This window comes from Blastomonas natatoria, assembly GCF_003201955.1.
In the GTDB taxonomy this organism is placed as follows: domain Bacteria; phylum Pseudomonadota; class Alphaproteobacteria; order Sphingomonadales; family Sphingomonadaceae; genus Blastomonas; species Blastomonas natatoria.
This window is the reverse complement of sequence record NZ_QJJM01000013.1, coordinates 34,354-46,481: the sequence shown is the minus strand read 5'-3', so window position 1 is coordinate 46,481 and position 12,128 is coordinate 34,354. Positions and strand designations below refer to the sequence as shown.

Here is a 12,128-nt window from a genome sequence, read left to right as displayed (position 1 = left end):
GACGTTTACCCCGAATCGACCTGGACCGAATCGGATCGCAACCCCGTTCGATCATCGCCCATAGCGTCACGCGATGATCTGGAGCACACGAACTTACGAACCGAGATGAATTTTCGACGGGCGGAATTTCGCCCCTAGCCGCGATCGCGCAGCAACCGGCCCTGCTCGCGCTTCCATTCGCGTTCCTTGGTCGCAGCGCGCTTGTCGGGTGCCTTCTTGCCCTTTGCGAGCGCGAGTTCGACCTTGGCGCGGCCGCGGCCGTTGAAGAAAATCGATAGCGGCACGAGCGTCATCCCCTGGCGCGCCACCGCACCGTGCAGCTTGGCGATCTCGCGCGCATGGAGCAGCAGCTTGCGCGGGCGCTTGGGCTCGTGGTTGAAGCGGTTGCCATGGCTGAATTCGGGGATGTTCGAATTGATCAGCCAGACCTGCTCGTCGCTGACCTCGGCATAGCTTTCCGCAATCGATCCCTCGCCGAAGCGCAGTGATTTAACCTCGGTGCCGGTCAGCGCGATCCCCGCCTCGTACACCTGATCGATGGCATAGTCGTAGCGCGCGCGCCGGTTCTCGGCGACGATCTTCTTCTTGTCGAACGTCTCGGGCTTGGGCCGCGCCATCAGATCAGCCCGGCATAAACCAGCGCGGCGTCGACCGCCTTGCGGCTCTTCTTGTCGGGCGGGGTCATCGGCAGGCGCAGATCAGGCAGAAAATCGGGCCGGATACGATGCAGCGCATATTTGACCGGGCCGGGCGAGGCATCGGAGAACATGGCCGAATGCAGCGGATAGAGCCGGTCGTTGAGCGCCAGCGCAGTCTTGTAGTCGCCCTTGGCCATCGCTGCCTGGAACTGGGCGCACAAGGCAGGCGCGACATTGGCAGTCACCGAGATGCAGCCCATGCCGCCCATCGCGCGATGACCCAGAGCCAGCTCGTCATTGCCCGACATCTGGCAGAACTTCTTGCCGCATTGCGCCCGCTGCGCGCTGACGCGCTCCAGGTCGCCGGTCGCGTCCTTGACGCCGATGATCGTGGGAAAGCGCGAGAGCTTGGCCATGGTCTCGACCTTGATGTCGGTCACGGTGCGCGCAGGCACGTTGTAGAGCATGATCGGCAGGTCGCACGCCTCGGTCAGCGCCTTGAAATGGGCGCGAACGCCGTCCTGACCGGGACGGTTGTAATAGGGCGGCACGACCAGGGCGGCGCTCGCTCCGGCGGCCTTGGCGTTGAGCATATGGCCGATCGCGACCTTGGTATCGTTCGACCCGCACCCCGCGATGACGGGGACACGGCCAGCCGCCTGCTCGACGCACACGCGCACGATATAATCATGTTCCTCGATCGACATGGTCGCCGCCTCGCCCGTCGTGCCACACGGGACCAGGCCAGAACTGCCATTGTCGATCTGCCAGTCGATCAGCGCGCGAAAGGCAGGCTCGTCAAACGCTCCGTCGCGGAACGGTGTCGCAAGGGCCGGAATTGAGCCGGAAAACATCGGGTAGCTCCTTTACCTCGCCCGCAATTCAGGCGAGAACAATCCAATCACACATAAGGTTGCGTGTTCAGCGCCTGATAAGGATCGAAAGCGCATCATGTCCAGCATGGTTTCACGAATTGCTATCGCGCGCAGCACCGTCGCGCTTCTCGCCCTGCCTCTTGTCGGTGTACCCGCCGCCTGTCTTGCCAGCGAACAGAGCGCCGGCTTTGCGGCAACCCCGGTCAGCCGCAGCGGCGATGGCAGCGACTGGGACCGCGCGCGCGCCAACCTGCTGCAGTCGATGCCCGCCGACATGTCCGGCACCATCGCCAACTGGCGCGCGCTCACGACGACACCCAACAACTACACATTTTCCACCTTTGCCAGCTTTCTGATCTCGAATCCCGGCTGGCCCGATGAAGACAAGATGCGCCGCAGCGCGGAACAGGCGCTGGGCGCTGGCCCCGCCGCACCGCAGGAGGTCGTTGCCTATTTCAACCGGTTTCCGCCGCTGACCAATGTCGGCCGCGCGCGCTATGCCATGGCGCTCGATGCGGTGGGGCAGCGCGATGCTGCGCGCGGGATCGCGGTGGCGGCCTGGCGGGGGGGCACGATGATGCCCCAGGACAAGGCGATGCTGTTCGGCCGCTTTGCCACCGATTTCACGCTGGCGGACCATGACGCGCGGATGGATGCGCTGCTCTGGGCCAAGGCAACACCCGATGCCGAGGAGCAATTCGGCTATGTGTCGCCCGCACGACGCGCCATATTCGCGGCGCGCCTTGCGATGCTCAAGGGCCTGCCCGATGCCGATGCCCTGGCCGGTTCGCTGGGCGCGGAAGCCATGGCCGATGCCGGCTATGTCGCGCAGCGCGCCAGACGTCTGGTCGATACCGGCAACTGGACCCTGGCGCGGCAGATGCTCGCCAGTCGGCCTGCGCTGCAATATCGCCCGGTCAATGCAGAGGCCTGGTATGAACTGCTGCTCTCCCAGGCGCGTGCCGCCAACAACGATGGTCAATATGCGCTGGCGTTCGATATTGCCTCCAAGGTCGACGATGCCTTTGCGCAAGGCCATGACATCTCGGACGAGAGCCTGGGCGTGCGCGATGATTATACCAGCCTGACCTGGCTGGCGGGTACGGTTGCGCTGCAGAATCTCGGCCGCCCGCGCGATGCGATCGGCATGTTTGCGCGCTACGGCGGCGGTGCGCGCACCCCGCAGACGCGATCCAAGGGCTTTTACTGGGCTGGCCGGGCCGCTGCGGTCGCGGGCGATGCCGCCCAGGCGACGCGCTATTTCGAAATGGCGGCCGAATATCCCGACCATTATTACGGCCAGCTTGCCACCGAGCGGCTCGGCCGGGATATCCCGCCCTTTGCCGAGGCACCGCGCGTACAGGTCAGCGCCGTCGATCGCGGTCGGTTCAACGCCAGTTCGCTCGTGCAGGCGACGCAGGTGATCTCGCGCAGCGGCGACTGGCCGACCCAGCGTCGGTTCTTCGGCGCGGTGGCGGCTGCAGCCAAGACACCGGAGGAGCATGTTCTCGCCACCGAGCTGGCCCGTCAGATCGGCAGGCGCGACCTTGCCGTGATCGTCGGCCAGGCGGCCCGATCCAAGGGCGTCGATGATCTGCAATCGGTCGCCTTTCCGCAGATGCCCGTGCCGCCGGGCGCGCAGAGCAGCTGGACCATGATCCATGCCATCACCCGGCAGGAAAGCCAGTATGCCCCCAATGCGGTCAGCCATGCCGGGGCGCGGGGGCTGATGCAGTTGATGCCCGGCACCGCGCGCGAACAGGCGGGCAAGATGGGGCTGAGCTATTCGCTGGGCGCGCTGACCGATGACACCGGATACAATATCCAGCTCGGCGCAGGATATTTCAGCCGCATGATGGACTATTTTGGTGGAAGTTATCCGCTGGCCGTCGCGGCCTACAATGCCGGACCCGGCAATGTGAACAAATGGCTGCGCGCCAATGGCGATCCGCGCATGGGCGGCATCGATATCGTCGAATGGGTCGAGAAGATCCCGATCTTCGAAACCAAGAACTATGTCCAGCGGGTGCTCGAGAACGCCGTGGTCTATGACGTGATGCACCCCGAACGCGCCACGATGCGGGGCAACAATAAGCTCAGCCGCTATCTGGGCAAGAACTCGCCAGGCTGAGGCTCGCCTGCCCTCCCTCGTCATTCCCGCGAAAGCGGGAATCCCGCTTCATCCCGACCGTTGAAGCCAAGCGGGACCTCCGCCTTCGCGGGGGTGACGAACATGGTTGCGCGAAAAAGGTGCAACGGATCGTGTGTTCCCGCTAGAGCCCGGCCATGGACCGCCCCAATTACATCACCCCGCAAGGCTATGCTGCGCTCAAGGCGCGCTATGACCAGCTGCTCGGCGTAGAAAGGCCGGCCATCGTCGAGATCGTCAGCTGGGCCGCAGGCAATGGCGACCGCAGCGAGAACGGCGACTATCTTTATGGCCGCAAGCGGATGCGCGAGATCGACCGCGAGCTCAATCGGCTCGCCCGCAAGATGAAGGCCGCGCGCGTCATCGACCCGGCGACGCAGAACGACAAGAGCCGGGTCTGGTTCGGTGCCGAGGTCGACATTGCCGACGAAGACGACAACTGGCGCACGCTCACTCTGGTCGGCGATGACGAGCAGGACGCGGGCGCGGGTCGCATCGGCTGGAGCTCCCCCCTCGCCCGTGCGCTGAAGGGCGCAAGCGTGGGGGACCTGCGTACCGTGCAACTGCCTGCAGGCGCCAGGGAATACGAGGTGATGGCGATCCGCTATCCTGGCTGACCGAAGACCATCGCCCGCATTGCACCGACCGGCCCATATGATAATCCTGCACACCTGAATTGGGGGGTTACCGCATGGATTTCATGGGATTGCTGCGCTCGTTCGAGGACATCCTGTTCGAGATCGTCAGCTGGCTGTATTTCTATCCCCGCACCTTTCTGCTGACCTTGTTCCGACCGCAGAAGATGATGGCCTATGCCGATGACGAGATCGATGACGAGGCCAAGGACCGCTATGAAAGCACGATCACTCCGCCGGTCTTCCTGATGATCACGATCGCACTGGCGAGCTCGGTGAGCGATGCCATTCTGGGGCCTGAAGCGGTCAAGCAGGCCATGCAGGACACGCCGGAATTCCTGCGCGACTGGAAGAACGATCTGCTGTTCACCGCGACCATTTTCAGCGTCTATCCGCTGCTGCTCGCCGTCGCGCTGCTGCGCCATCGCAAGGTGCCAATTGAGCGCGCATCGCTGCGACCGCCATTCTACAGCCAGTGCTTCGTCGCGGCGCCGTTCGGCCTCGCCAACTATGTCGCATTGGCTCTCATGGGCGAAGGGAGCTATAATTACACGCTGCTCGGGAGCAGCTTCAGCGGCATCGAGATCGGAATTACCGTCTTTGCGGCGACCCTGATCTGGTACATGTATCTGCAGACGCGCTGGTTTGCCGTGGAGCTTGGCACATCGTTGGTGAAGGCCGCCTGGATCGCCAGTTACTCGGTGCTGCTGGGTTTCGTCATCACCTTTGCCATCGTGATGGCCGTGGCAGGCTGATTGCGGCGGATCAGCCGCCCCGGATCAGCAGATTGCGGATCTCGGTCATATCCTCCATCGCGAAGCGGATGCCCTCGCGGCCGAGCCCGGAATCCTTGACCCCGCCATAGGGCATGTTGTCGATGCGGAAGCTGGGCACGTCGTTGATCACGACACCGCCGACATCGAGATGATCCCAGCAGTCGAACATCTTGAACAGGTCGCGGGTGAAAACGCCCGCCTGCAGGCCGAACTTGCTGTTGTTGACCTCGGCCATCGCCGCCTTGAAATCGCTGAATTTCGAAAGCACTGCGACCGGACCGAAGGCTTCTTCGGTGACGATCTTGGCATCGTGCGGCACGTTCTCGAGCAGCGTGGCTTCGAGCATCGCACCGTCGCGCTTGCCGCCGCACAGCAATGTGCCGCCCTTGGCCACCGCTTCCTGAATCCAGCCGTCGAGCCGCGAGGCTTCCTTCTCGTGGATCATCGGACCGATGAAGGTGTCGCGATCCTTGGGGTCGCCTGCGATCAGCGTCGCGGTCTTGGCGACCAGCATGTCGCGAAACCTGTCATACACATCGGCATGGATCAGGATGCGCTGCACGCCGATGCAGCTTTGGCCCGACTGATAGAACGCCCCGAAGATCACGCGCTCCATCGCGTCTTCCAGATTGGCATCGGCATCGACGATCACCGCAGCGTTGCCGCCGAGTTCGAGCACGACCTTCTTCTTGGCGCAGCGTGCCTTGAGGTCCCAGCCCACATCGGGCGAGCCGGTGAACGACAGCAGCTTGAGCCGGTCGTCGGTGGTGAACAGGTCCGCGCCATCGCGGCTGGCGGGCAGGATCGAGAACGCGCCCTTGGGCAGGTCGGTCTCTGAAAGGATCTCGCCCATGATGATCGCGCCCAGCGGCGTGCGGCTGGCAGGCTTCATCACGAAGGGGCAGCCAACGGCGATCGCGGGCGCGATCTTGTGCGCGGCGAGGTTGAGCGGGAAATTGAACGGCGAAATGAACGAGCACGGGCCGATCGGCACGCGCTTCCACATCCCGCGATAGCCCTTGGCGCGCGGGCTGATGTCCATGGTCTGGACCTCGCCGGTCATCCGCACCGATTCCTCGGCGGCAATGCGGAAGGTGTCGATCAGTCGGCTGACCTCGCCCTCCGAATCCTTGATCGGCTTGCCCGCCTCGATGCAGAGCGCATAGGCGAGCTCGTCGGCGCGCTCCTTGAAGCGCGTCACGCAATGGTTGAGCACGTTCTGGCGCTCGTAGCTCGGCATAGCGGCCATCGCTTCCGATGCCTCCACAGCGCCCGCAATCCCAGCATCGATCGTCGCCGCATCGGCCTGCGCCACGCGGAACGCAACCTCGCCGGTGAACTTGTCCGTCACTTCGAGATCGGTGTTCGGCTGCTGCGCCTCGTTGTTCAGATAAAGCGGATAGACGGATTTGAGGGTGGTCATTGATTACTCCCATGCCGCCGACTGTTTTCCGGCGAAAGCCGGAATCCAGAGCGGCTAAAGCGCAATGTAGCTCTGGCCCCCGGCTTTCGCCGGGGAACGAGGCGGTGCCTAAAGCTCTTTCGCCATCTTCTTGATGTCGATGTTCAAGATCTGGTCGTTCTCCGAATAATCAACCGGGCAATCGATGAGATGCACGCCAGGCGTGTCGCGCGTATGCGCGAGCAGCTGCTTCAGATGCTCGGCGCTTTCGACGCGATAGCCGTTCGCGCCATAGGCCTCGGCATATTTGACGAAATCGGGGTTCCCATAGGTCAGGCCCCAATCCTTGAAGCCCATGTTCGCCTGCTTCCAGCGGATCATGCCATAGCTGTTGTCGTTGAGGATCAGCACCGTCATGTTGAGCCCCAGCCGGACGGCGGTTTCCATCTCCTGGCTGTTCATCATGAAGCCGCCATCGCCGCAGATGGCGAGCACCTTGCGATCGGGATAGACCATCGACGACATCATCGCGCTCGGCAGCCCCGCCCCCATCGTCGCCAGCGCATTGTCGAGCAGCACGGTATTGGGGCGATAGGCGCAATAGCCGCGCGCGAACCAGATCTTGTAGACGCCATTGTCGAGGCAGATAATGCCGTCATCGGGCATCGCATTGCGGATCTGCTGCACCAGATAGGGCGGGAAGATCGGGAAGCGCGCGTCTTCGGCCAGCTTGTTGGTATGCTCGAGCTCCGCCTTGCGATAATCGAGCATATGATCGAACTTCCATCCGCCATTGGGGACGATGTCTTCCTTCATCTGCCAGATCGCATTGGCGATATCGCCGATCACCTCGATCTCGGGGAAATAGACCGGATCGACCTCGGCGGTCTTGGTCGAGACATGGATGACCGGCGTGCCGCCCGGCTGCATGAAGAAGGGCGGCTTTTCGATCACGTCATGGCCGATATTGACGATGAGGTCCGCGGCCTCGACCGCACGATGAACGAAATCGCCGGCCGACAGCGCCGCGCAGCCCAGGAACTTGGGGTGGCGTTCGTCGATCACGCCCTTGCCGAGCTGGGTCGTCAGGAACGGGATGCCGGTCTTCTCGACGAACTGCAGCAGCATGCGGCTGGTCATCGTGCGATTGGCCCCGGCCCCGATCACCAGGATCGGTGATCTGGCCTGTTCGAGCGCGGTGACGGCGGCGCGGATCGACTTCTTGTCGGCATTGGGTCGCCGGGTGGAGCTGGGCTTCAGCGGCACCGACTCGGTCTTTTCCTCGGCAATATCCTCGGGGAATTCGATATGCGCCGCGCCCGGCTTTTCCTCCTCGGCCAGGCGGAAGGCTTCACGCACGCGGCTGGGGATGTTGTCGGCGCTGGCAAGCTGGTGGGTGAACTTGGTGATCGGCTTCATCATGTCGACCACGTCGAGAATCTGGAACCGGCCCTGCTTGGACTTCTTGATCGGCTTCTGCCCGGTGACCATCAGTATCGGCATGCCGCCCAGCTGCGCATAGGCGGCGGCGGTGACGAAATTGGTGGCGCCGGGGCCCAAGGTCGCCATGCAGACGCCCGCCTTGCCGGTATGGCGGCCATAGGTCGCGGCCATGAAGCCAGCGCCCTGTTCATGACGGGTGAGGATGAGCTTGATCTGGGTCGACCGGCTAAGCGAATCGAGCATGTCCAGATTTTCCTCACCCGGAACGCCGAAAATATATTCGACGCCCTCGGCCTCAAGGCATTGGACGAACAGATCGGATGCTTTGGTCATGAATATTACTCCCCCGGAAGCCGAATAGGTCTCGTCGTTGCAATCGTGCGACCGAAAGGATGTTCCGGGCGGCGCTTGTTGCTTGATACGCCCGGGCGGAACCGCTCGTTACCGGCATGGCATCCGCGCGCCATGCAGGGTGTGACGCAAGGCATAACCACAATCCCGCGCCGAGTCACCCGCCAAAAGCACAGGCTTCCCCTCCGTCCGGGCGATCAGGATGCTCGCCCGGAGCCTCAGAACAAAAAATGAACATTTGCTTGGAATGTAGGATCGTGACGCGTAGCAGTTCTGATTAACCCATCATAATTTTGCACGGGCGAATAGCTCTGCGAAAATGTGCTGCCCTCTTCGCCTGCAATGGCGCCGTTGGAGAGTAGATGTCATGAATCGTTCGCCCGTCTTTTCTGCCATCAAGGCCCTCCGCCAGGGCAAGGCATTTGCTCCCGCCGAGGTGGTCGCCATCGACAGTCTGCTCGATTCGCTGGGCATTGCCGCCAATTCGGAGAGCGCGGCAGCATCGGTCAAGATCGGTCTGACGCTGGCCGACTTCGAGGCGGCAGCAACGTCGCTAGGCTGTACCAGCGCACAGATCCGTGCGGTATGGGAGGTCGAAAGCGGCGGAGGCTGGTTCAGGGACGTGCGCGGCGACATTCTGACGATTGATGGGCCGGGCGGGTTTCTGGATGGCCCTCACCTCCCGAAAATCCTGTTCGAGGCGCACATTTTCGATCGCCATACGGGCGGCAGATTTCGCGCCAGCCACCCGAACCTGTCGAGCGCGGCCTGGAACCGCAAGCTCTATGTTGGCGGCCAGGGCGAGTATGTACGGCTCTGGAAGGCCATGCAGCTCGATCGCAATGCTGCCCTCCTCTCTGCCTCGGTCGGCGGCGCACAGATTATGGGGTTCAATCACAAGCTGGCAGGCTTCGACACGGTCGAGGCCTTCTGGGATGCGATGAAGGAATCAGAGGCCGCGCATCTCAAGGCCTTTGCCAGCTTCATCAGGAACCGGGGGCTGGTGAGCGCGCTGAAGGCGATCAGCAGCGTTGCATCGGCCTGCATCGCTTTTGCCAAGGCCTATAACGGCGCGGGCTATGCCAAGAACAGCTATCATGTGAAGATCGCGCAGGCACACGCCAAATATGCGTGATCCATTTGCGGGTCAGTAGCCAAGCGCCAGATCGACCTCGTTAATCAGCGGCTCCTGCCGCACGAACCGTCCCAGATTTTCCGCAAACAGCGATGCCGATCGCTGGAACATCCGTGTCTGCGCACGGCCCGACAGGTGCATCGAGATCTGCACATTGGGCAGGGTCCACAGTTCATGGTCGGCAGGCAGCGGCTCGGGCGTGGTCACGTCGAGAAATGCGCCGGCGATTGTCTTCGCCTTCAGCGCCGCGATCAGCGCGTCCTGATCGACACATTCCCCACGCGCGATGTTCACTAGGATGGCGCTGTCCTTCATCGCTGCCAATTCGGCTTCACCGATCAGCGCATCGGTTTCGCGCGTCGAGGGCGTGGCGATGACCACCCAGTCATATTCGCCGATCCTCGCGCGCCACTCGCCCGCCCCCAATATCCCTTTTTCGGGCCGCGCGGTGCGGGCGACACCCGTCACCTCGACACCAAAGCCCCTGAGCCGGTCCCCGATCGCCGAACCGATTGCGCCATAGCCGATGATCAGCGCGCGCGTCTCGTCCAGTTCGACCGTGCCCGGCGAGGCCCAGAGCCACTCGCGCCTGTCTGCCGCGCGGACCACATCGGCATAGCCCTTGGCCATGCTGAGCATGCCCAGCACGGCATATTCTGCGACCGCGATCGTATTGACGCCCACCCCGTTGGTCACGCGCGTGCCGCGCGCGATCAGCTGTTCGACTGGAAAATGATCAAGCCCGGCATAGAGCGTGGAAATCCATTGCAGCCGCTCCCCCGCCAGCATGATATCGCGCATCGCCTGCTTGTCGTGCATGTCCACCCAGGCGATGTCGGCATCGGCGACCTCTCGCTGCGCCTCTTCGGCAGAGCCGATCCAGACGACGTGCATGTCGTCAGGAATCACGCCCTCGATCAGTGGTCGCACCAGCGCTGATATCACGGCCTTGGTCATGCTCATTCCCCTCTCATGCTGCGCCCTCGTTTCGTTTTCCGGCGAAAACCGGAATCCAGAGCGGCTACAGCGCAATGTTGCTCCTGGACTCCGGCTTTCGCCGGAGAACGGGATGCTTGCGTTTCCTCACCTTTATCCGTTTGTCCCGAGCGAAGTCGAGGGACGTGATCGCAAACGGTAGCGCACTCGTCCCTCGACTATCGTTTACTTTAAGCGGCTGGCTTGTCAGCCAGCCGAAGGGCTCGGAACAAACGGAGGTTGTGGCTCAACGGACTCTAGACTTCGATCCGCCATTCCCAGCCGAGCGGATCGCCGTCCATCACCTCGACACCCGCCGCGACCAGCTCGTCGCGAAGGGCATCGGACGCGGCGAAATTCTTGTCCGCCCGCGCTTCCTTGCGCAGCTTGAGCCGATGCTCGATCGCAACCTCGTCGGTCGTCGCGCTGGAGGGACGCAGGCGCAGGTCGGCGCGTTCCAGCGCCAGCAGATTGAGCCCCAGCACCGCATCCATGGCCGCCACGGCAGCCAACCGTTGCCCGGCATCGACCTTCTTTTGCGCCAGAACGTCGTCCAGCACGGTCAGCGCCTTGGCCGTGTTGAGATCGTCGGACACGGCTGATGCAAAATCGCCGAGCAGTTGTTGCAGACGTGGATGTTCCACTGTCCCTGCCATCTCTGCCTGCCCCCGCAGCGCCGCGACCGCCATCACCAACCGCTTCAGCCGAGTCAGCGCGGCGAGCAGATTGTCCCAGCTGAATTCAAGCTCGCTGCGGTAATGCGCCTGCAGGCACATCAGCCGATAGGCGAGCGGATGGATGCCCTTGGCCATCAGCAGCGGCAGGCGCAAAAACTCGCCGCTCGACTTGGACATCTTGCCCGTCCGGTCGATCAGGAAATTGTTGTGCATCCAGAAGCGCGCACCGCTGCCATGCGAGCAGGCAAAAGCCTGGTTCTGGGCGATCTCGTTGGGGTGGTGAATCTCGCGATGGTCGATGCCGCCGGTATGGATGTCGAACGGAAAGCCCAGCAGCGCCTCGCTCATCACCGAGCATTCCAGATGCCAGCCGGGCGCACCCTTGCCCCAGGGTGAATCCCATTCCATCTGCCGCGTCTCGCCCTCGGGCGTCTTGCGCCAGATGGCGAAATCCTGCGCGTTGCGCTTGCCCTCGACCGCCTCGATCCGCCCCTCGCCTGCCTCGGTCGCCGCACGCGCCAGCGATCCGTAATCGCTGACGGTCGACACGTCGAAATACAGGCCGCTGGGCAGCTCGTAGCAATGCCGGTCCGCAATCGATTTGGCGAACTCGATCATCTTCGGCACATAGTCGGTCGCGATCGACCATTCGGCGGGCTGACGGATGTTGAGGGCCCTGACATCCTCCCAGAACGCCTCGGTATAATGCCGCGCGATGTCCCAGATCGATTGCGCGCGTTCCGCCGCCGCCTTTTCCAGCTTGTCCTCGCCATCATCGGCATCGTCGGTCAGGTGCCCGACATCGGTGATGTTGATGATATGCCGGAGCTTGTAGCCCTTGAAGCTGAGCACGCGGCCCAGCGTATCGGCGAAGACATAAGCGCGCATGTTGCCCAGATGCGCGTAGTTGTACACCGTGGGTCCGCAGCTATAGACCCGAGCTTCGCCTGCATGGACCGGCTGGAACGGTTCAAGCGAACGGGTGAGGCTGTTGAACAGCATCAGCGGGGCGGTATCGGGTGCGCTCGTCATGCCGCTGCCCTTGCCTGCAAAGCGCGCGGGCCGTCAAGCC

The 12,128-nt window shown here is 62.9% G+C and carries 10 protein-coding genes; 4 read left to right on the top strand and 6 right to left on the bottom strand.

Annotated elements, in window-relative coordinates; all coding sequences use genetic code 11:
- Window positions 1–134: 134 nt before the first annotated feature.
- Complete coding sequence (smpB, locus tag C7451_RS15380) at window positions 135–617, bottom strand: SsrA-binding protein SmpB (protein ID WP_060978456.1); 483 nt, start codon at window positions 615–617, stop codon at window positions 135–137.
- Window positions 617–1,492, bottom strand: a complete 876-nt coding sequence (dapA, locus tag C7451_RS15375; RefSeq protein ID WP_110299847.1) for a 4-hydroxy-tetrahydrodipicolinate synthase — start codon at window positions 1,490–1,492, stop codon at window positions 617–619. Before dapA ends, smpB begins: the two co-directional genes overlap by 1 nt.
- A 106-nt stretch (window positions 1,493–1,598) precedes the next feature.
- On the opposite strand from dapA, the gene C7451_RS15370 reads away from it, so the two are divergent.
- The 3 genes from C7451_RS15370 to C7451_RS15360 all read left to right on the top strand — a co-directional run bounded on the left by C7451_RS15370 (window position 1,599) and on the right by C7451_RS15360 (window position 5,052).
- The gene (locus C7451_RS15370) at window positions 1,599–3,644 is read left to right on the top strand and encodes a lytic transglycosylase domain-containing protein (protein ID WP_425266498.1); all 2,046 of its coding nucleotides are present in this window, start codon (window positions 1,599–1,601) and stop codon (window positions 3,642–3,644) included.
- A 155-nt stretch (window positions 3,645–3,799) separates the two neighbouring features.
- Window positions 3,800–4,279: a GreA/GreB family elongation factor gene (locus tag C7451_RS15365; protein ID WP_110299845.1), complete on the top strand. Its 480-nt coding sequence runs from the start codon at window positions 3,800–3,802 to the stop codon at window positions 4,277–4,279.
- 74 nt (window positions 4,280–4,353) lie between these two features.
- Window positions 4,354–5,052, top strand: a complete 699-nt coding sequence (locus C7451_RS15360; RefSeq protein WP_110299844.1) for a hypothetical protein — start codon at window positions 4,354–4,356, stop codon at window positions 5,050–5,052.
- A 10-nt stretch (window positions 5,053–5,062) separates the two neighbouring features.
- Here C7451_RS15360 and C7451_RS15355 read toward each other — a convergent pair whose 3' ends face one another.
- Window positions 5,063–6,496 carry an aldehyde dehydrogenase family protein gene (locus C7451_RS15355; RefSeq protein ID WP_110299843.1) on the bottom strand — a complete coding sequence of 478 codons (1,434 nt, stop codon included), beginning with the start codon at window positions 6,494–6,496 and terminating at the stop codon, window positions 5,063–5,065.
- 108 nt (window positions 6,497–6,604) lie between these two features.
- Window positions 6,605–8,251: an acetolactate synthase large subunit gene (locus C7451_RS15350; RefSeq protein WP_110299842.1), complete on the bottom strand. Its 1,647-nt coding sequence runs from the start codon at window positions 8,249–8,251 to the stop codon at window positions 6,605–6,607.
- A gap of 385 nt (window positions 8,252–8,636) precedes the next feature.
- Between C7451_RS15350 and C7451_RS15345 the strand changes: the two genes are divergently transcribed.
- Complete coding sequence (locus tag C7451_RS15345; protein ID WP_110299841.1) at window positions 8,637–9,404, top strand: N-acetylmuramidase family protein; 768 nt, start codon at window positions 8,637–8,639, stop codon at window positions 9,402–9,404.
- 12 nt (window positions 9,405–9,416) lie between these two features.
- Here the strand turns inward: C7451_RS15345 and C7451_RS15340 are convergent, their stop codons facing one another.
- Window positions 9,417–10,361, bottom strand: coding sequence for a D-2-hydroxyacid dehydrogenase (locus C7451_RS15340; protein WP_110299900.1), 945 nt, complete (start codon window positions 10,359–10,361; stop codon window positions 9,417–9,419).
- 275 nt (window positions 10,362–10,636) lie between these two features.
- On the bottom strand, window positions 10,637–12,088 hold the full coding sequence (cysS, locus tag C7451_RS15335; protein WP_110299840.1) for a cysteine--tRNA ligase: 1,452 nt from the start codon (window positions 12,086–12,088) through the stop codon (window positions 10,637–10,639).
- Window positions 12,089–12,128 lie beyond the last annotated feature (40 nt).